The 20407-nt window shown below is 53.9% G+C and carries 15 protein-coding genes; 7 read left to right on the top strand and 8 right to left on the bottom strand.

What is annotated here, in order from left to right; all coding sequences use genetic code 11:
• Positions 1 to 60: 60 nt before the first annotated feature.
• The 7 genes from gshB to metK form a co-directional block, all read right to left on the bottom strand.
• Positions 61 to 1011, bottom strand: a complete 951-nt coding sequence (gene gshB / locus GC090_RS04035; RefSeq protein WP_033739652.1) for a glutathione synthase — start codon at positions 1009 to 1011, stop codon at positions 61 to 63.
• 112 nt (positions 1012 to 1123) lie between these two features.
• Positions 1124 to 1855: a 16S rRNA (uracil(1498)-N(3))-methyltransferase gene (gene rsmE, locus GC090_RS04040; protein WP_006120849.1), complete on the bottom strand. Its 732-nt coding sequence runs from the start codon at positions 1853 to 1855 to the stop codon at positions 1124 to 1126.
• 74 nt (positions 1856 to 1929) lie between these two features.
• Entirely contained in the window at positions 1930 to 2637 is a 708-nt protein-coding gene (endA, locus tag GC090_RS04045) for a deoxyribonuclease I (protein ID WP_039339282.1), read from the bottom strand.
• A gap of 75 nt (positions 2638 to 2712) precedes the next feature.
• Entirely contained in the window at positions 2713 to 3225 is a 513-nt protein-coding gene (locus tag GC090_RS04050; protein WP_110268430.1) for a SprT family zinc-dependent metalloprotease, read from the bottom strand.
• Positions 3226 to 3320: 95 nt separating this feature from the next.
• Positions 3321 to 5255, bottom strand: a complete 1935-nt coding sequence (locus GC090_RS04055) for a methyl-accepting chemotaxis protein (protein WP_054687090.1) — start codon at positions 5253 to 5255, stop codon at positions 3321 to 3323.
• 234 nt (positions 5256 to 5489) lie between these two features.
• Entirely contained in the window at positions 5490 to 6881 is a 1392-nt protein-coding gene (locus tag GC090_RS04060) for a sugar porter family MFS transporter (RefSeq protein ID WP_006120845.1), read from the bottom strand.
• A 444-nt stretch (positions 6882 to 7325) separates the two neighbouring features.
• Positions 7326 to 8477, bottom strand: a complete 1152-nt coding sequence (gene metK, locus GC090_RS04065; RefSeq protein ID WP_006120844.1) for a methionine adenosyltransferase — start codon at positions 8475 to 8477, stop codon at positions 7326 to 7328.
• Between the two features lie 801 nt (positions 8478 to 9278).
• Here metK and speA point away from each other — a divergent pair.
• Positions 9279 to 11258 (top strand): biosynthetic arginine decarboxylase, encoded by a 1980-nt coding sequence (gene speA, locus GC090_RS04070; RefSeq protein WP_033739647.1) that lies wholly within the window; start codon positions 9279 to 9281, stop codon positions 11256 to 11258.
• A 159-nt stretch (positions 11259 to 11417) separates the two neighbouring features.
• Entirely contained in the window at positions 11418 to 12338 is a 921-nt protein-coding gene (gene speB, locus GC090_RS04075; RefSeq protein ID WP_033739645.1) for an agmatinase, read from the top strand.
• 42 nt (positions 12339 to 12380) lie between these two features.
• Here the strand turns inward: speB and GC090_RS04080 are convergent, their stop codons facing one another.
• Complete coding sequence (locus GC090_RS04080) at positions 12381 to 13136, bottom strand: metalloprotease LoiP (RefSeq protein WP_006120841.1); 756 nt, start codon at positions 13134 to 13136, stop codon at positions 12381 to 12383.
• Positions 13137 to 13405: 269 nt separating this feature from the next.
• Here GC090_RS04080 and tkt point away from each other — a divergent pair, with 269 nt between their 5' ends.
• From tkt to mscS, 5 genes are all read left to right on the top strand, one after another.
• Positions 13406 to 15400, top strand: coding sequence for a transketolase (gene tkt / locus GC090_RS04085; RefSeq protein WP_006120840.1), 1995 nt, complete (start codon positions 13406 to 13408; stop codon positions 15398 to 15400).
• A gap of 307 nt (positions 15401 to 15707) precedes the next feature.
• The gene (epd, locus tag GC090_RS04090) at positions 15708 to 16727 is read left to right on the top strand and encodes an erythrose-4-phosphate dehydrogenase (RefSeq protein ID WP_033739643.1); all 1020 of its coding nucleotides are present in this window, start codon (positions 15708 to 15710) and stop codon (positions 16725 to 16727) included.
• Positions 16728 to 16778: 51 nt separating this feature from the next.
• Positions 16779 to 17942, top strand: coding sequence for a phosphoglycerate kinase (gene pgk, locus GC090_RS04095; RefSeq protein WP_033739641.1), 1164 nt, complete (start codon positions 16779 to 16781; stop codon positions 17940 to 17942).
• A gap of 109 nt (positions 17943 to 18051) precedes the next feature.
• A complete protein-coding gene (gene fbaA, locus GC090_RS04100; RefSeq protein WP_039339288.1) occupies positions 18052 to 19131 on the top strand; it encodes a class II fructose-bisphosphate aldolase in 1080 nt (359 codons plus the stop codon).
• Positions 19132 to 19492: 361 nt separating this feature from the next.
• Positions 19493 to 20368, top strand: a complete 876-nt coding sequence (mscS, locus tag GC090_RS04105) for a small-conductance mechanosensitive channel MscS (RefSeq protein ID WP_006120836.1) — start codon at positions 19493 to 19495, stop codon at positions 20366 to 20368.
• Positions 20369 to 20407: the final 39 nt, after the last annotated feature.

Consider the following 20407-nt stretch of genomic DNA (forward strand, 5'->3'; position numbering starts at 1 on the left):
GATAACCGGTGCGTAACGTCAGCACCGGTGTTGGGTTGATCACGGAGCATGGTCCCAGCGTTATGCTGAGCCCAGACGCTTCTCAATGGCATCCATCAGCATACCGGTGATGGACACAGGGAAAGCGGCCTCGATTTCACGAATGCATGTTGGGCTGGTCACGTTAACTTCTGTCAGTCTATCACCAATAATATCGAGTCCGACAAAAATCAAGCCTTTGGCTTTAAGCGTGGGTCCGACTTTGCGGGCGATCGCCCAGTCACTTTCGCTCAGCGGGCGCGCTTCACCGCGTCCACCGGCGGCCAGGTTACCACGGGTTTCACCGCCTTGGGGGATACGCGCCAGGCAATAGGGAACGGGTTCGCCATCGACGACCAGTACGCGTTTGTCGCCCTCTTTGATCGCTGGCAGATAATTTTGCGCCATGCAGTAGCGGCTTTCATGCTCTGTCAGCGTTTCGGCGATTACGCCAAAGTTCGGGTCATCCTGCTTCACGCGAAAGATGGATGCGCCACCCATGCCGTCCAGCGGCTTCATAATCACATCGCCATGTTCCTGCCAGAACGCACGGAGTTGCTGCTTCGAACGGGTCACCAGCGTATCCGGCGTAAATTCAGCAAACCAGGCGGTATAGAGTTTTTCATTGCAGTCGCGCAGGCTTTGCGGCTTGTTAACGATCAGCGTGCCCTGTTCTTCGGCACGTTCCAGAATGTAGGTGCAGTAGATGAATTCGGTATCGAACGGTGGGTCTTTGCGCATCAGGACGACATCAAGATCGGCCAGTTTGATCTGCTGTTCGCTGCCAAACTGGTACCAGCTCGCGGCATTCTGTTCCACGCTGAGCAGGCGCGTGCGGGCAAAGGCCACGCCGCCGCGCAGGGAGAGATCGTTCATCTCCATATAGTGAATTTCGTAGCCCCGGCGCTGGGCTTCCAGCAGCATTGCAAAGCTGGAGTCTTTCTTAATGTTGATGGATGCGATCGGGTCCATCACGATGCCAAGCTTAATCATTATTCTCTCCTGAAGGAGGCGGCACTAACCGTCTCGTTCCGTTCGGGCAAAAGGGGCTGATCTTTCAGGCTGGCGGTGAGGCTGCATGGCCTGAACGTGCTAAAAGTATCGCTTAACCCAGGTCGCCAAACCTCACCTGAAGTGCCGTAATGGCCGTCAGCGCGGTGGTTTCGGTGCGTAAAACGCGTGGGCCAAGCAAAATATCCGTAAATCCATGCTGTGCCGTCATGGCAATTTCTTCAGCGGACAGCCCACCTTCCGGGCCAATCAGCAACCTGACGCGCTCGACCGGTTGGGGCAAGGTGTTAATACTGTGGCTGGCGCGCGGATGCAGATTCAGTTTTAACCCACTTTCCGCTTCACTGCACCAGGCTTCCAGCGTCATCGCCGGACGGATTTCCGGTACCCGGTTACGGCCACACTGTTCACAGGCGGCAATCGCAATCTTTTGCCATTGCTGAATTTTTTTCGCCAGACGTTCGGCGTCCAGTTTGACACCACAGCGCTCAGAAAACAGCGGCGTGATGACATTAACGCCCAGTTCGATTGATTTCTGGATGGTAAATTCCATTTTTTCGCCACGCGACATCACCTGGCCGAGATGGAGATAAAGGGGCGATTCACGATCGTCAGTCTGACTCGTTGTGATGGATACTTTTACACGTTTTTTATCAACTTGCGTGATTTCTGCTGCGAAAGTCAGATTACTGCCATCAAACAGTTCCAGATGCTGTCCACTGGTCATGCGTAATACGCGACCAACATGGTTAGAGGCATCGTCATCCAGTGTAATCTCACTGCCAACATGCAGCGGCTGTGAGTGAAAAATGCGAGGTATGCGCATAAAGTACCTGAGAGCAAAACGCCGCGCGATCCACGCGGCGAGGCCGTAAAGACAGTTAGTTTAGGGCAGGGATTTTAACGCTTGCAAGCTTCGAGCACATAAGGATTGTGATTCCCCTGTACCCGTGCGATACGTTGGTCTCGCTCGCATTCCCACTGGCTGACCGGATAGAGCTTGTTCCAGGCCGTAAATAGCTGGGTTTGCTGGCGCGACAAGCGCAGATGATATTGATCGCGCATATAGAAGTAGGTGCGCGCGATGGCACCGCGGGCCCGTTCTGGTGGCTCTGCCTGTTTGTTTTTAAAATCAATGTGCATGCTGCACTGACCATATTGCTTCTCTGTCCCGTTCCACTGGCTGTAAGCAAAGTTACCCCGGTCGCCGTTTACTTCCCCTATTGCCGGTTGCAGATTGTGCAGATCGGTCTCCATATGGCGATAGTCGGCATCTTTACTGCAGTTTTTGCGTCCACCATTCTGCCAGCACTGACGTTGATGACCGAACTCCCAGGCAGGCATCACGTGCTCCCACTCGATGCGCGCGGCACGGTTGGCATTTTTACGCGGTTGATAACCGCAGCTGCTCAGATCAGGTTCGCCCTTTTTACCGTGCCAGGTCATTTTGCAGCCGCAATAAAAGCTGCCCGGTGCATCGGCATTAATCTCGGCCGCATAAGCTTTTGCCTGCTGAAAATTATTCTGATGGTAATTATTCAGGTTAAGCGCGGTAGCATGAAAGGAGGCCAGCAGCAGCGCGGCGGTCATGATTATTTTGCGAGACATATTCCAGTTATCACCTTGATCCTAAAAAGGGCGGCAGGGTACCAGAATGCGGGGGCAGGCGGAATGAGAATCCGGTCAGGATGGAAGGAAAAGGCCGGCTTTTAATACGTTGCCGCAATGGACACAGCGGTATTCGCTTTCGCCGCGAATCACGCGATTATGACGCCGTACGGTAAGGTGGTGCTGCTGGCACTGACAGCGGTAGGCAAAGGTGCGACTACGGACGGACGCGACTTCAAAACGGTGGGTACGCTGGGCCGGAACACCGAGGACGGTTTCCATCATCCACTTCCACTCTTTCCCGTGCGGTGCCACGCGACCAAAGGTCTTCCACACCAGCAAATGGGCCAGTTCGTGAGGGACGACTTCATCAATAAACGCCTGTTGGTTCTCCAGCAGCAGCACAGGATTGAGGCGAATCTCCCATTTTTCCAGCCAGGCGGTACCGGCGGCGGTGCCCCGTTGCTGATAAACCAGCGTGGGCTCAGGGTAGGTGCGTTCAAGCGTGCGATTAGCGCGCTCAAGAGCATCACGCAGGGCGCGCATAACGGCTTGTTGCAGGGCAATCGGAAGACGAGGTGTTTTCATGGCGCTCAGCATAAGCGCCGCAGAGGCGGAACTCAATATGAATGCGCGGGGCAAAGATGGCGATGCCCGTCTGTCACGACGGACATCGCCACGGCTTAATGGAACTGCGCGACGGTTTGTGCCAGCTGGCGGGCCTGATCCTCAAGCGAACTGGAGGCCGCCGACATCTGCTGAACCAGTGCCGCATTTTGCTGAGTCGTGCCGTCCATTTCATTAACGGCAATGGTGACCTGAGCGATACCGCGCGCCTGTTCATCGGATGCGGCAACAATTTCACCGATGATGCGCTGCACGGATGAAACGGCATTTGTCATTTCATGCATGGTTTTGCCCGCATCATTGACCAGCACAACGCCATTCTCGACGCGCAGCGCTGACTCTTCAATCAGGGCGGCGATGTCCTTTACGGCACTGGTGGTGCGCTGCGCCAGGTTACGCACTTCTGAGGCCACCACGGCAAATCCGCGTCCCTGTTCCCCTGCACGTGCCGCTTCAACGGCGGCGTTAAGCGCCAGAATATTGGTCTGGAAAGCAATGCTGTTAATCAGCGTGGTGATATCACCAATTTTCTGCGAGCTTTCATCGATCTTCGCCATGGTTGTCACGACCTGATCCACCAGCGTTTCGCCACGGTTAGCGATACGGGTGGCATTTTCCGTCAGGCCTGTCGCCTGTTGTGCGTTGTCAGCGTTCATACGAATGGCCGCGCTAATCTGTTCCATGCTGGCCGCAGTTTCCTCCAGGGCGGCAGCCTGCTCCTCAGTTCGGGAGGACAGGTTCAGGTTGGCGCTGGCGATTTCGCCCGCGCCCTGCTGGACAGAGAGGCTGGCATCTTTGATTTGGCCGACCATCGTCCTAAGCTGTGACTGCATGGTACTCAACGCGTAGAACAGACTACGGCTATCGTCGGGCGCAACGCCAATGCTGTTGTTTAACCGCCCCTCAGCCACAGCCAGCGCGATACGCGCAGCCTCTGCCGGTTCACCACCCAGCGGGCGCATCACTTTGCGACTGAACAGCAGCCCCAGTACGGCACCCACCGACAGGATGCTGATGATCATCAGCCCGATGGCCCAGTACAGCTGGCGGTCAGCGGCCGCCATCACCTGACTGACGGGCGCCACGATCCCGACATACCAGGGTTTATCACTCTTCCCAACGCGCACGGGATACCACGTATACATGGCCTGTTCTTTGAGCACCGGATCGTATTGCTCCGTCACGTTGGTACTGGTGCTGTTTACGTTCCCCGGCCATTTCTTGCCCGCTTCACTTGTATCGGGGGAGGAAATCACGTTACCGCTGTTCGAAATCAGCAGCGCGTAACCGGTGCCTTGCCAGGGTTTGATCTGGTTGATTTTTTTCTGGATAGACGACAGCAGAATATCCGAGCTGACGACCAGTTTTAGCTTATCGTTCACCATGACAGGCGTGGCGACTGAGGTTAACCACTCGGGTTTCGCGCCATCATAGGCGAAGCTGTAGGGTTCAATCAGCGTGTCTTTAAGCGTTTCTTTCGGCAGCAGATAGTAATTGCCCGCACCGGGTTGTAAAAAATCCAGCGCCGGATTCATTTTAAAATGCCCGTCTTTATCCCGATCAATATACCAGGCATAGCGCCCCTCGGGTGGCATTCCCTGCTGGCCGGCGAAAGCACTGTCACGACCGTCGAAGGCGTTGGGTTCGAACACCACGGTCATCGATACAAAGTCAGGATTTTTCTGCAGGGCATATTCCATGAGCTTATGGGCAACGTTGCGATCGGTCACGCCGGCCGCAGGCAGCGCGGCAAGGCTTTGCCCCAGGTTTTGTGCCGCGTCCAGGGCATGCGTCAGTTCCTGTTGAATTTGTCCGGCATGGCTGGCAGCAATTTGTTGCAGGTAGTCAGCGGCCAGAGATTTTTGCGCTTTTGAAGACTGCCAGCTGAGCAATCCGATGGTCGCTGCAAAGCCCACGACAATCGTCATTCCCCCTGCCAGCAGCATCTGAGCCCGAGTGCTCATTGTCTTTTTTACGCTGGGGTTGTTCATTGGATTTCCTGATGAAAATAAAGTCTGAAAACGGGTTTTTATAAGGGAAACGTCAGGTCATTTATCGGCGTATATTTTTTCGACTTTAACGAAAGAAAAGCGAAGCGGGGCGGCGCAAGCCAGGCGTGGCAGGGTTTGAGCGTGAATACGCTGAGCTGTTGACGTGGGTAAAGGGTTAAAAAAAGCCAGTCAGTTTACACTGACTGGCTTTCACGGACGCGGGCGCGAAGGAATTTACTGGCCGATATCGCGCAGTTTTTTACCCGCCATCAGGTTACGTTCAATATGTTCCAGCGACACGTTTTTGGTCTCCGGAATGAGCATAACGGTGAGCACAATAAAGAACACGTTCAGCAGCGCGTAAACCCAGAAGGTCGGTGCATTACCCAGCGTGTTCAGCATGGTCAGGAAGGTTGCGCCAACGATCATATTGGCAATCCAGTTGGTGGTGGTTGAAACCGTGATACCAAAATCACGCCCTTTCAGCGGCTGAATTTCGGAACACAGTACCCAAATCAACGGACCGGCTGACATGGCGAAGCCCACGATAAACATCAGCAGCATACCAATGGCGAAGTACTGCGCGCCTGGTGTATGGATGCCCATGTGCAGCATAGTGCCCAGGATGCCCATACCGGCAGCCATGACCAGGAAGCCCAGAATCAGCGTAGGCTTACGGCCCCAGCGATCCACCAGGCCAATGGCGATGAAGGTGGCCAGTACGTTAACCAGACCGACAATAACCGTTCCCCACATCTGCTGAGTCGTATTCGCAAAACCGGCGATCTCAAAGATTTTCGGCGCGTAATACATGATGACGTTCATCCCGGTGAACTGCTGCATCACCTGAAGCAGAATGCCGAGGAAGACCGCGCGGCGGAAGTTGGCGTTATTGGTAAACAGACCCCAGCCAGACTGCTTCACTTTCAGGCTTTCGCGGATCTCATCCAGTTCGCGTTTTGCCTGTTCACTGGTGTCACGCAGACGATCCAGAACACGCTGTGCGTCGCGGAAGTTGCCTTTCGCCGCCAGCCAGCGCGGGCTGTTCGGCAGGAAGAACACACCAATCAGCAGCAGAATGGCAGGGATCGTGATCACGCCCAGCATCCAGCGCCAGTTTCCGGTAAAGCTAAATGCGGTATCGGAGAGATACGCACCCAGAATACCGATGGTAATCATCAGCTGGTACAGCGAGATCATGCTGCCGCGGATTTTCTCTGGTGCGATTTCAGAAAGGTAAAGTGGCGCGGTATACGAGGCGACACCCACGGCGAGACCTAACAGGACGCGCGCGCAGATCAACATTTCTGGATTAGGTGCCATCGCTGACCAGAGTGATCCAATGACAAACAGAATCGCACCGGCCATCAGGCTTTTTTTACGGCCCAGACGTGATGACATCCAGCCGCTGCCGATAGCACCAATGGCTGCACCAAACATCATGGAGCTGACAATCCACTCCTGTTGGTGGGCAGTAACATTAAAGTCCTTAGCGATAAAGGGCAGGGCACCTGCGATAACGCCGATATCCAGCCCAAAGAGCAGGCCTGCGAGCGCTGCCAGAAAGCAGACAAATAAGGTCATTGCCTTATTTGAGGTTCTGCTTTTATGTGAGTTGCCAGGCATGGTTGCCTCCAAATTATCCATCATTGTTGTTATCGATGTTAAAAAACCTTATCTGGGTTAAAAGTGAGCCCGATCACATTGATGTAATCGCTTACACATGCTGAAACCCTGAAATCCAGCATTTACAACCCAGAAAGGTCAAGTAACCAGTGAGGTATAGTACCCTCGAAGTTTCTGACAATGTCCTGATTAACGCCTATCAGATGACGCTGAAAATAACGCATTTTTAAAAGAATAACTACGGCGATAAATTCCTAAATAGCCGATATTTAAAGCGTTTCAAATTGTAATCGTTAACACAAGGGCAGGGTACAAACTGAAAGAAAGTGTAGTTGAGTTAAAAAAATGTGCCGCAGGAAAAAAGCGGAGGTCGAATGCGGGATAAAGCCCATAAAAAAGCCCCGCCATCGGGCAGGGCTTTCAGGTGCACTTACTCACCGATGCTTACAGGCCAGCGGCCTCGCGCAGCTGTGCCGCTTTGTCGGTTTTTTCCCATGGGAAATGTTCGCGGCCAAAGTGACCGTAAGCAGCCGTTTCTTTATAGATTGGGTGCAGCAGATCCAGCATCTGAATCAGACCGTATGGACGCAGGTCAAAGAATTCACGGACCAGCAGCGTCAGCTGTTCAGTAGAGACTTTCTCGGTACCAAAGGTTTCCACCATGATAGATGTCGGCTCTGCCACGCCGATGGCGTAGGAAACCTGAATCTCACACCGATCGGCCAGGCCAGCCGCCACGATATTTTTGGCAACATAGCGCGCAGCGTACGCCGCGGAGCGGTCAACTTTTGAGGGATCTTTACCTGAGAATGCGCCGCCACCGTGACGCGCCATCCCGCCGTAGGTATCGACAATGATTTTACGACCGGTCAGGCCACAGTCACCCATTGGACCGCCGATAACAAAACGGCCGGTTGGGTTGATGTGGTATTTGGTGGACGCGTTCAGCCACTCAGAAGGCAGTACCGGCTTGATGATTTCTTCCATCACCGCTTCCTGCAGATCGTTCTGGCTGATGGCTTCGCTGTGCTGAGTCGAGAGCACGACCGCGTCGATGCCTACAATCTTGCCATTGTCATACTGGAAAGTGACCTGGCTTTTCGCATCCGGGCGCAGCCATGGCAGCGTGCCATTTTTGCGGACTTCAGCCTGACGCTGGACCAGACGATGCGCATAGGTTACCGGGGCGGGCATCAGCACGTCGGTTTCGTTGGTCGCGTAGCCGAACATCAGGCCCTGATCGCCTGCACCCTGTTCCAGCGGATCGCTGCGGTCAACGCCCTGGTTGATGTCCTGAGATTGTTTACCGATGGCGCTTAACACAGCGCAGGAATTGGCATCAAAGCCCATATCGGAATGAACATAGCCGATTTCACGTACGGTATTACGGGTGATTTCTTCGATATCAACCCAGGCGCTGGTCGTGATTTCGCCGCCGACCAGAACCATACCGGTCTTCACGTACGTTTCGCAGGCCACGCGCGCTTTAGGATCCTGCTCCAGGATCGCATCAAGCACCGCATCGGAAATCTGGTCAGCGATTTTATCAGGATGTCCTTCTGATACGGACTCGGATGTAAAAAGATGTTTAGCCATTATGTTCTTTACCTTACCAATGGTTTGAGTTCGACTGCGTAGCGCAAGTGAGTGTTAGCTGACTTAACGCCCCTTAAGGCAAAGCCGAGAGCAGTCAGGTAGTGTCAGCACGCCAGGCCAACACCGCCTGGATATTAACCTGTTTAGATGGAAAACCATCTGGACGTCTATTTTAGGTTACGAGATGAGCGAATTACCAGCCCTTTTTTCTGATGCACTGCCGGCCTGGTGCTGAGTAGTGAATAATGCTGCGGGCAGGGCCAGCATTAAGCGAATAATCTCTTTGCATTTTTCAGGCGCAAATTGTATAAAACGCCGCTGCGTTTGCAGCAGAAAAAGGATGACGCGCTATCGCGTCGCGCCCGTCAGACCACTGTCTGGCTTTCACCCTGATGGTTTGCCACATGACGGCGTCATGTGCGGAGGTGATACACGTCATGAGCCTTATCTTCTCCTTCACGGCTTCTTTGCGTGCTGGCTTTGCGTCAGCGTTATCCTGTTTCCCGTCTTTATTTCTTTCCTGCCACCCTTTTATTCGCTTCGGTAATTATCCCGACACAAGCGCTGGCTAACCTCTGACACGTCAAAGTGGGCAAGTGGCCCGACCGACGTGGTGTGAATTATTCGCGGCCCTTTTTTCCCCTGTCGTGGCGGAGTGTTTTACACTTAGGTCATGCAAGGGGATTATCTGGGCGCATGACGCTGACAGAGCATGACGTAATATGTGGCAACGAATTTCCCTACATCCGGCTGTTGAGTCGGATTACAGTATTATCTTTCAACGGAAAATTGAGGTTCGTGATGTCTGACGGCATGAAGAATATCAAGGGTTCGTCAGCTGGCGAACAAGGTGCTCTCCGCTCTATGCAGGAGGTGGCGATGAACGATCAGGACGCCAGCCTGATGCTGCGGACCTATAACATTGCCTGGTGGGGCAATAACTATTATGACGTGAATGAACTGGGTCATATTAGTGTCTGTCCCGACCCGGATCGCCCGGACGTGCGCGTTGATCTGGCAAAACTGGTGAAAGAACGTGAGGCGCAAGGCCAGCGTCTGCCGGCGTTGTTCTGTTTTCCGCAGATCCTTCAGCACCGCCTGCGCTCAATCAACGCCGCGTTCAAACGCGCGCGTGAATCCTATGGCTATACCGGTGACTACTTCCTGGTTTATCCCATCAAGGTTAACCAGCACAAACGCGTGATTGAATCGCTGGTGAACTCCGGTGAGCCGTTGGGCCTTGAAGCCGGATCAAAAGCGGAACTGATGGCGGTGCTGGCGCATGCCGGCCACACCCGCTCAGTGATTGTCTGTAACGGTTATAAAGATCGTGAATACATTCGTCTGGCGCTGATCGGCGAAAAAATGGGGCACAAGGTTTATCTGGTTCTGGAGAAGATGACCGAAGTGCGCCTGGTGCTGGAAGAAGCGGAACGCCTGAATGTGGTGCCGCGCCTCGGCATTCGTGCGCGTCTGGCGTCGCAAGGTTCCGGTAAATGGCAGTCGAGCGGTGGCGAGAAATCCAAATTTGGCCTGTCTGCCACGCAGGTGCTGAAGCTGGTTGAAATCATGCGCGAAGCCGGACGCATTGACAGCCTGCAACTGCTGCACTTCCACCTTGGCTCTCAGATGGCGAATATTCGCGATATCGCCACCGGCGTGCGCGAGTCGGCACGTTTTTACGTGGAGCTGGCGAAGCTGGGCGTCAACATTAAGTGCTTCGACGTCGGCGGCGGCCTGGGCGTGGATTATGAAGGGACGCGTTCACAGTCTGACTGCTCGGTAAACTACGGGCTGAATGAATACGCTAATAATGTTATCTGGGCCATCGGTGCCGCCTGCGACGAACACGGACTTGAACATCCTACCGTCATCACCGAGTCCGGTCGCGCCGTAACGGCGCACCATACGGTGCTGGTCTCTAACATCATTGGTGTTGAGCGGAACGAATTCAGCAAACCTGAAGCGCCCGATATCGATGATGCGCCACGTCCTATCCTGAGCATGTGGGAAACCTGGCAGGAGATGCACGAGCCGAATACGCGCCGCTCTCTGCGTGAATGGCTGCACGACAGCCAGATGGACCTGTTTGATATTCACACCGGCTATTCGTCAGGCATTTACAGCCTTAAGCAGCGCGCCTGGGCTGAACAGCTGTACCTGAGCATTTGCCATTATATTCAGCAGCATCTGGATCCCAGCAACCGCGCACATCGCCCGATTATTGATGAGCTGCAGGAGCGCATGGCGGATAAGATCTATGTGAACTTCTCGCTGTTCCAGTCGATGCCGGACGCGTGGGGCATCGATCAGCTGTTCCCGGTGCTGCCACTGGAAGGCCTGAATAAAAAGCCCGAACGTCGGGCCGTGCTGCTGGATATTACCTGTGACTCCGATGGCACCATCGATCACTACGTGGACGGCGACGGCATCGCTACGACCATGCCGATGCCGGAATATGATGTGGAGAACCCACCGATGCTGGGCTTCTTTATGGTCGGCGCGTACCAGGAAATTCTGGGCAACATGCACAACCTGTTTGGTGATACCGAAGCGGTGGATGTCTTCGCATTCCAGGATGGCGAAGTGGAAGTACAGCTTTCCGATGAAGGCGATACCGTGGCCGACATGTTGCAGTATGTGCAACTGGACCCCAATGAGCTGATGACGCTGTTCCGTAAACAGATTCAGACTTCTGAACTGGACGAAGACCTGCGTGAGCAGTTCCTGCAGGAGTTTGAAAGCGGTCTGTATGGCTACACGTATTTAGAAGACGAATAACGCCCTGCGAAGCGCTTGCAGCCGGGCGGGACATTGTTGATAATCGGCGGCAACACATCCCTTCCTCGTCGGGCCTAACGACGCGGAGGGGATTTTTTTTATCTCAACCTGAAAGGTGTGCGGGCCCGGCCCGGTTCAGACATTAACAGAGGACGACTTATGTACAATACCCTCGGTAATCAGTACGACAATTCACTGGTTTCTAACGCCTTTGGTTTTATGCGTTTTCCAGTCAATTTTCAGCCTTACGACAGCGACGCAGAGTGGGTGATCACCGGCGTTCCGTTTGATGCAGCAACCTCTGGCCGTCCAGGCAGCCGTCTTGGCCCTGGTGCCATCCGTCAGATTTCAACGAATCTGGCCTGGGAAGGCTGTCGCTGGCCGTGGGATTTTGACCTGCGTCAGCGCCTGAATGTCGTGGACTGTGGCGATCTGGTTTATGCCTTTGGCGACTCTCAGGACCTGTCTGACAAGTTGCAGGCTCACGCAGAGAAGCTGCTGGCTAACGGTAAACGTATGATGACGTTTGGCGGCGATCACTACGTCACGCTGCCACTACTGCGTGCCCACGCGAAGCACTTCGGTAAAATGGCGCTGGTGCACTTCGACGCGCATACCGATACCTATTCTAACGGCCCCACGTTTGACCATGGCACCATGTTCTTTACGGCGCCAAAAGAGGGCCTGATCGATCCGCAGCACTCCGTCCAGATCGGTATCCGTACCGAGTTCGATAAGAGCCTGGGCTTTAACGTGCTGGATGCGGCGCAGGTTAACGACCGCAGCGTGGACGATATCCTTGCGGAAATTAAGCGCACCGTTGGCGATCTGCCGGTTTACCTTACCTTTGACATTGACTGCCTGGACCCTGCGCATGCGCCGGGTACCGGTACGCCAGTGATCGGTGGCTTAACGACCGATAAAGCGACCAAGTTGATTCGGGGTTTGCAGGGCATGAATATTGTCGGGATGGATCTGGTGGAAGTGGCCCCGGGCTATGATCACGCCGATCTGACCGCGCTGGCTGCCGCAACGCTGGCACTGGATATGTTACACGTTCAGGCCGCCAACAAAGGCTAATGCCACAGCGGGATAACACAGCGTTATCCCGCTGATTCAGGCTTACTTGCTGTCTGCCGCGATACGATCGCGAATGTGTTGTGCGCGGGCTTCAGAATCAGGGTGCGAATCGAACATAGAGCTCTGGCGACCCTGTTCCAGTTTCGCCAGTTTTTCAAAGCTGGTCGCTAATCCGACAGGGTCAATTCCCCTTTTTTTAAGCAGATCGTAAGAGTAGTCATCCGCCTGCGTTTCCTGAGTCTGGGAGAACTGCGCATTCACCAGTTTTTCGCCCATATCGCCCAGTTGTGACTGCGACAGCGAGCCAATGATGCCTCCTACGGACGCGGCAGCGGTGCGCGCGGCGGTCGTGGTAAAGGCAACCTGCATCGCTTTACGTGTATGGCCCAGCGCGACGTGACCCATTTCGTGCCCCAGCACCGCCTCCACTTCATTGTCGTTCATCATGTCCATCAGGCCGCTGTAAACGCGAATACAGCCGTTGGCCATCGCCCAGGCATTCACATCTTTGGTCTGGTAGACCTTATAGTTAGCCGGCGTACCGTTAATGTTGTCGCCCAGTGCGGCCGCGATTTTATTCAGACGTTGCTGGTATTCGCTGTTCGCCGGCGCGACCTGATTGTCTTTGTCCATCTGGGCACAGGATTGATCGCTCAACTGCTTCACCTGGGCATCGCTTAATGTGTAAGCCTGGAAAGCCTGTGCACCTGACTGCAGCAGGCCGTTGTTATTCATCCCCTCGCAGCCGCTTAACAGCGCGATCATCCCCAAAGCCAGTACCGTTTTCTGAATTTTCATTCCATCTTCCCAATAGTAACAAGATAAAAAACAATCACCTGACGCGGTGGCTGGTGATCGAACTTACTGGTTATAGTCGGCGGTAAACCGTTTTGCTAGCAGACATTACCGGAAAAGCCAAACGCGCCGGGCATATTTCGCGTTTTACGACATTACTTTTAGGCCGTTTTTCATGTACATTGTTGTGAAAGTTTCCCCTCGCTTTGCCCGATAACTGATTAATTACAAAAGGTTAAGGCGCAAATCGTTAATCCGAAATGGAGTAGAAGATGCCCTCTCGTAAAGATCTTGCCAATGCCATTCGCGCGTTAAGTATGGATGCAGTGCAAAAAGCTAAATCGGGACATCCGGGTGCCCCTATGGGCATGGCGGATATCGCCGAAGTGTTATGGCGTGGCTACCTGAATCATAATCCAACTAACCCATTGTGGGCTGACCGCGACCGTTTTGTGCTGTCGAATGGTCACGGTTCGATGCTGATCTACAGCCTGCTGCATCTGACCGGTTACGATTTGCCCATCAGCGAACTGGAAAACTTCCGTCAGCTGCACTCTAAAACCCCGGGGCACCCTGAGTACGGCTACACCGTTGGTGTGGAAACCACCACCGGTCCGCTGGGCCAGGGCATTGCCAATGCCGTGGGTTTTGCCATTGCTGAGCGCACATTAGCGGCGCAGTTTAACCGTCCGGGTCATGACATCGTAGACCATAACACCTGGGTGTTTATGGGCGATGGTTGCATGATGGAAGGCATCTCACACGAAGTCTGCTCACTGGCCGGTACGCTGAAGCTCGGTAAGCTGGTGGCCTTCTATGACGATAACGGTATTTCAATCGATGGCCATATCGACGGCTGGTTTACCGATGACACCGCTAAGCGTTTTGAAGCCTATGGCTGGCATGTGGTGCGCGGTGTGGATGGGCATAACGCGGATGCGATCGCGAAAGCCATCGAAGAAGCGAAAGCCGTAACCGATAAGCCTTCACTGCTGATGTGCAAAACCGTGATTGGTTTCGGTTCACCAAACAAAGCGGGCACCCATGATTCACATGGCGCGCCACTGGGTGACGACGAAGTGGCCTTGACCCGTAAGCAACTGGGTTGGGAGTATCCGCCATTTGTTATCCCGTCTGAGATTTATGCCGAGTGGGATGCTAAAGAAGCGGGCCAGGCGAAAGAAGCCGCGTGGAATGAAAAATTTGCCGCTTACGCCAAAGCCTTCCCGGAACTGGCTGCCGAATTCAAACGTCGCATGAGCAACGAACTGCCAGCTAACTGGCAGCAAGAGTCGCAAAAATTCATTGAGCAGTTGCAGGCGAACCCGGCGAAAATTGCCAGCCGTAAAGCCTCGCAGAATGCGATTGAAGCGTTTGGTAAGATCCTGCCGGAATATCTGGGCGGCTCAGCGGATCTGGCACCCAGTAACCTGACTATCTGGTCGGGCTCTAAGCCAATCAATGAAGATGCTGCGGGTAACTACATCCATTATGGTGTGCGGGAGTTTGGTATGACCGCGATTGCTAACGGTCTGGCCCTGCACGGCGGTTTCCTGCCTTATACCGCAACCTTCCTGATGTTCGTGGAATATGCGCGTAACGCGGCACGTATGGCTGCGCTGATGAAGATCCGTCAGATCATGGTGTATACCCATGATTCAATCGGTCTGGGTGAAGATGGCCCGACGCACCAGCCTGTTGAGCAGATGGCAAGCCTGCGCACGACGCCGAACATGAGCCTGTGGCGTCCGTGTGACCAGGTTGAATCTGCCGTGGCGTGGAAATATGCCATTGAGCGTAAAGACGGCCCAAGCGCCCTGATCTTCTCGCGTCAGAACCTGGCACAGCAGGAGCGTACACCCGAGCAACTGGCCAACGTGGCCCGCGGTGGTTATGTCCTCAAAGACAGCGCAGGCACGCCAGAACTGATTCTGATTGCCACAGGTTCCGAAGTGGAACTGGCCGTCGCGGCTTACCAGAAGCTTACCGAAGAAGGTCGCAAGGTGCGCGTGGTGTCTATGCCATCGACCGATGCTTTCGATAAACAGTCCGAAGAATACCGTGAATCTGTTCTGCCAAAAGCCGTTGCGGCGCGCGTCGCTATTGAGGCTGGTATCGCCGATTACTGGTTTAAATACACCGGGCTGAACGGGGCTATTGTTGGGATGACCACCTTTGGTGAGTCGGCTCCTGCTGAGAAGCTGTTCGAAGTGTTTGGTTTCACGCTCGACAACGTTGTCGCAAAAGCAAAAGCGTTGCTGGCGTAATGCCACAGTCCTGACGCGTGCCTGCGCGTCAGGATAGCAATAAAAAGGGGGCGCTTTCTGCCCCCTGACTGACGCAATTATTCCTGGAGTAATCGCTCATTTTTGCTCAATTATGTGATGCAGATCCAAAAATTCGCAGCTCGCTTGATCGCAGTCATTCCTGTTATTCCTCACTTCTATTATTCTCGCTGAACCGTTTCAGTTATGGCGCGTTCACCCTGCATCGGGTAAGAATCTCCTGTACAAAACGTGGTGAAACGCTCAGGCTATCTGCACCTTTTTTTCAGTCTGGTTTGGCAGGAGAAAGATGACCATTCGGGTTGCAATAAACGGCTTTGGTCGCATTGGACGCAACGTGTTGCGTGCACTGTATGAAACGGGACGCCGTGCTGAAATCACCGTGGTGGCGATTAATGAGCTGGCGGAAGCCGCAGGCATGGCGCACTTATTAAAATACGACACCAGTCATGGCCGTTTTGCACTGGATGTTCGCCAGGAGCGGGACCTGCTGTGGGTGGGAGAAGATACTATTCGTATTCTGCACCACGCCGGACTGGACGCGCTGCCCTGGCGCGAACTCAATGTCGATGTGGTACTGGACTGTACCGGCGTTTATGGTTCCCGCCAGGATGGTGAAGCTCATCTGCGCGCTGGCGCTAAAAAAGTCCTGTTTTCCCATCCGGGTGGTCACGATCTTGATGCCACCGTCGTGTACGGTGTTAACGAGCAGGAACTGAAACAAACGGACTGTATTGTCTCGAATGCCTCCTGCACCACCAACTGCATTATTCCCGTGATTAAGCTGCTGGATGATGCGTTTGGGATTGAGTCGGGCACGGTGACGACGATCCATTCGGCGATGCACGATCAACAGGTGATCGATGCTTATCACAGCGATCTGCGCCGCACGCGTGCAGCCAGTCAGTCTATTATTCCGGTGGACACGCGCCTGGCGGCAGGCATTACGCGTATTTTTCCGAAATTTAACGATCGCTTTGAAGCCATTGCAGTGCGTGTGCCGACGATCAACGTGACCGCCATTGATCTCAGCGTTTCTGTGCGTCAGCCGGTTAAGGCCTGTGAGGTTAACGCCTTGTTGCTGAGCGCGGCAGAAGGGGCGTTTCGTGGTATAGTTGACTATACGGAGTTGCCGTTAGTCTCAATAGATTTCAACCATGATCCGCACAGTGCCATTGTGGACGGTACACAAACGCGGGTCAGCGGTCAGCATCTGATCAAAACCCTGGTCTGGTGCGACAACGAATGGGGCTTTGCTAACCGAATGATCGACACGACGTTAGCGATGGCCGCAAGCGGTTTCAGGTAAGACGCGGTTTGCGTCTGGCAAAACTTATGAGAATCAACGAGAGGGTTCACCATGTCCGTAATTAAGATGACCGATCTGGATCTTGCTGGCAAACGCGTTCTAATCCGCGCCGATCTCAACGTGCCGGTAAAAGAAGGGAAAGTGACGTCAGATGCACGTATCCGTGCGTCTCTGCCTACCATCGAAGCAGCCCTGAAGCAGGGCGCTAAAGTGATGGTTACCTCTCACCTGGGTCGTCCGACCGAAGGTGAATACAACGACGAATTCTCACTGCTGCCTGTAGTGAACTACCTGAAAGAAAAACTGAACGGCACCCCGGTAACGCTGGCGAAAGACTACCTTGACGGCGTCGATATCGGCGCGGGCGAGCTGGTTGTGCTGGAAAACGTTCGCTTTAACAAAGGCGAAAAGAAAGACGACGAAGCGCTGGCAAAAAAATACGCAGCACTGTGTGACGTGTTCGTGATGGATGCTTTTGGCACCGCGCACCGCGCCCAGGCCTCTACACACGGCGTGGGTAAATTTGCGCCTGTCGCCTGTGCGGGCCCGCTGCTGTCGGCTGAGCTGGACGCGCTGGGTAAAGTGATGAAAAACCCTGAGCGTCCGCTGGTGGCCGTTGTCGGTGGTTCTAAAGTCTCAACCAAATTTGATGTGCTGCAGTCGCTGGTCAAGATTGCGGACACCGTGATTGTCGGCGGTGGCATTGCGAACACCTTCGTCGCTATCGATAACAAAGTGGGTAAATCGCTGTATGAGCCAGACTTTGTTGAAGCGGCAAAAGGCCTGCGCGATCAGTACGGTATTCCTGTCCCAACCGACTCACGCGTTGGCACGGAATTCTCTGAAACTGCCCCGGCAACCGTGAAAAAGGTTTCGGAAGTGGCAGATAACGAAGAGATTATGGACTTCGGCGACGAAACCGCTCAGGCCATGGCAACCATCCTCAAGAATGCGAAAACCATTCTGTGGAATGGCCCGGTTGGTGTGTTTGAGTTCCCGAACTTCCGTAAAGGCACCGAGATTGTCGCTAACGCGATTGCAGACAGTGACGCGTTCTCTGTTGCAGGTGGCGGTGATACGCTGGCTGCTATCGATCTGTTTGGCATTGAAGACAAAATCTCCTATATCTCGACGGGCGGCGGCGCGTTCCTTGAGTTCGTTGAAGGCAAAAAACTGCCTGCCGTTGCCATGCTGGAAGAGCGTGCGAAGCAGTAATCCTTTGGGGGCGGTGCCTGGCGGCACTGCCTGAAAACTCGCCCGATACCGGGCGTTTAAATCGCTGTCCCCATGTTGGGGATAACCGGTCACGAAACAGGACACAATCATGTCTAAAATTTTTGATTTCGTAAAACCCGGCGTTGTCACTGGTGACGACGTTCAGAAGATCTTCAAAGTAGCGAAAGAGAATAAATTCGCTCTGCCAGCGGTTAACTGCGTCGGTACTGACTCAATTAACGCTGTGCTGGAAGCCGCCGCGAAAGTTAAAGCCCCGGTTATCGTACAGTTCTCTAACGGCGGTGCTGCGTTCATCGCCGGTAAAGGTTTTAAAACCGACAAGCCACAGGGCGCCGCCATTTTCGGTGCGATCTCTGGCGCACAGCACGTGCATCTGATGGCTGAACAGTATGGCGTGCCGGTTATCCTGCACACCGACCACTGTGCCAAAAAACTGCTGCCGTGGATCGACGGTCTGCTTGACGCAGGCGAAGAGCACTTCAAAAAAACCGGCAAGCCGCTGTTCTCTTCTCATATGATCGACCTGTCTGAAGAGTCACTGGAAGAAAACATCGAAATCAGCAGCAAATACCTGGCGCGCATGGCGAAAATCGACATGACCCTGGAAATCGAACTGGGCTGCACCGGCGGTGAAGAAGATGGCGTGGACAACAGCCACATGGACGCTTCTGCCCTGTACACCCAGCCAGAAGACGTGAACTACGCGTACGAAAAACTGAATGCGATCAGCCCGCGTTTCACCATTGCGGCATCCTTCGGTAACGTCCACGGCGTTTACAAACCCGGTAACGTGAAACTGACCCCAACCATCCTGCGTGACTCCCAGAAATTTGTCTGTGAAAAACATGGCCTGCCGCACAATGCGCTGGATTTCGTGTTCCACGGTGGTTCAGGTTCTTCTGCTGCAGAAATCGAAGAGTCTATCAGCTACGGCGTGATCAAGATGAACATCGATACCGATACTCAATGGGCGACCTGGGACGGTATTCTGCAGTACTACAAAAAGAACGAAGGCTATCTGCAGGCGCAGCTGGGTAACCCAGAAGGCGCTGATAAGCCGAACAAGAAATACTACGATCCACGCGTCTGGCTGCGCGCTGCGCAGGCATCCATGGTGGTGCGTCTGGAGCAGGCGTTCAAAGAACTCAACGCCGTTGACGTTCTGTAAGTAGCGTTGCTCAGCGCTGAGGTCGTCAGGACGTCAGCGTGACTGACTCTGTCCCGATCAGCCGATCGGGACTTTTTTTATCCCGCCTTTGCACACCTTTCTCTTTGCGCTTTTGATAAGTCGACGTCCGGTTACAGCGGCATCGCTCACCACCTTTTATGCTCAAAAACTTCTCAACAGGGAAGGGCGAAGCGAGGGGAGTCAAACGCATTGTGGCGACGATTCAGGCTGCCCGTCCTCATTATGGTGCCATGTAATTTGGCACCAGGCTAAATAATTGATTACCCTTAATCCCTGGGTGTCGGATTACATCTGGCAGTTTTTGTTTTTCCCCTCGGGGATTCATCAACAGGGCTTACAAATGGAAGACTTGAATGTTGTGGATGGTATCAACAGTGCCGGTGGCTGGTTAGTACACAACCAGGCGCTGATTCTGAGTTATGCCGTGAATATCGTTGCGGCTGTTGCCATCATTATTGTCGGGATGGTCATCGCCAGAGTGATTTCAAACGCCGTTAATCGTCTGCTCATCGCGCGTCATATTGACGCCACCGTGGCAGACTTTCTTTCCGCGCTGGTTCGTTATGGCGTCATTGCGTTTACGGTGATTGCTGCGCTGGGACGCGTTGGCGTGCAAACCGCGTCGGTCATTGCCGTGCTGGGTGCGGCAGGTCTGGCCGTCGGCCTTGCGCTACAGGGCTCATTGTCCAATCTGGCAGCCGGTGTACTGCTGGTCACGTTCCGTCCTTTCCGTACCGGTGAGTTTGTTGATCTGGGCGGCGTGATGGGCACCGTACTGAATGTGCAGATTTTCTCGACCACACTGCGGTCGGCGGATGGCAAGATTGTGGTGGTGCCCAATGGCAAAATCATCAGCGGGAATATCATCAACTTCTCGCGTGAACCCGTGCGCCGTAATGAATTCATTGTCGGCGTGGCCTATGAAGCCGATGTGGATGAGGTGATTGCCCTGCTGCGTGAAGTGGTGGAAGCCGATCAGCGTGTCTTAAAAGATCGTGGCATCCAGATTGGCCTGAATGAATTGGGCGCTTCATCGCTGAATTTCGTTGTGCGTTGCTGGAGCAACAGTAGCGATCTGCAGGACGTTTACTGGGATCTGCTCAAGAACTTCAAACGTGCGCTGGATAACAAAGGCATTGGTATTCCTTACCCACAGATGGATGTCCATCTGCATCAGGTGAACAAACCTGACGCGGAAACTGCGGTCACCCGTTAAGCCGATGGGCGGCAGCCGCCGCCCATTAAAATGGCTAAT

It is taken from the genome of Pantoea sp. JZ29, assembly GCF_035190385.1.
Classification (GTDB): domain Bacteria; phylum Pseudomonadota; class Gammaproteobacteria; order Enterobacterales; family Enterobacteriaceae; genus Pantoea; species Pantoea stewartii.

Excerpts from the sequence above, each read along its gene's own strand:
- gshB (WP_033739652.1), bottom strand. The coding sequence starts at position 1,011 with ATGATTAAGCTTGGCATCGTGATGGACCCGATCGCATCCATCAACATT.
- rsmE (WP_006120849.1), bottom strand. The coding sequence starts at position 1,855 with ATGCGCATACCTCGCATTTTTCACTCACAGCCGCTGCATGTTGGCAGT.
- endA (WP_039339282.1), bottom strand. The coding sequence starts at position 2,637 with ATGTCTCGCAAAATAATCATGACCGCCGCGCTGCTGCTGGCCTCCTTT.
- GC090_RS04050 (WP_110268430.1), bottom strand. The coding sequence starts at position 3,225 with ATGAAAACACCTCGTCTTCCGATTGCCCTGCAACAAGCCGTTATGCGC.
- GC090_RS04055 (WP_054687090.1), bottom strand. The coding sequence starts at position 5,255 with ATGAACAACCCCAGCGTAAAAAAGACAATGAGCACTCGGGCTCAGATG.
- GC090_RS04060 (WP_006120845.1), bottom strand. The coding sequence starts at position 6,881 with ATGCCTGGCAACTCACATAAAAGCAGAACCTCAAATAAGGCAATGACC.
- metK (WP_006120844.1), bottom strand. The coding sequence starts at position 8,477 with ATGGCTAAACATCTTTTTACATCCGAGTCCGTATCAGAAGGACATCCT.
- speA (WP_033739647.1), top strand. The coding sequence starts at position 9,279 with ATGTCTGACGGCATGAAGAATATCAAGGGTTCGTCAGCTGGCGAACAA.
- speB (WP_033739645.1), top strand. The coding sequence starts at position 11,418 with ATGTACAATACCCTCGGTAATCAGTACGACAATTCACTGGTTTCTAAC.
- GC090_RS04080 (WP_006120841.1), bottom strand. The coding sequence starts at position 13,136 with ATGAAAATTCAGAAAACGGTACTGGCTTTGGGGATGATCGCGCTGTTA.
- tkt (WP_006120840.1), top strand. The coding sequence starts at position 13,406 with ATGCCCTCTCGTAAAGATCTTGCCAATGCCATTCGCGCGTTAAGTATG.
- epd (WP_033739643.1), top strand. The coding sequence starts at position 15,708 with ATGACCATTCGGGTTGCAATAAACGGCTTTGGTCGCATTGGACGCAAC.
- pgk (WP_033739641.1), top strand. The coding sequence starts at position 16,779 with ATGTCCGTAATTAAGATGACCGATCTGGATCTTGCTGGCAAACGCGTT.
- fbaA (WP_039339288.1), top strand. The coding sequence starts at position 18,052 with ATGTCTAAAATTTTTGATTTCGTAAAACCCGGCGTTGTCACTGGTGAC.
- mscS (WP_006120836.1), top strand. The coding sequence starts at position 19,493 with ATGGAAGACTTGAATGTTGTGGATGGTATCAACAGTGCCGGTGGCTGG.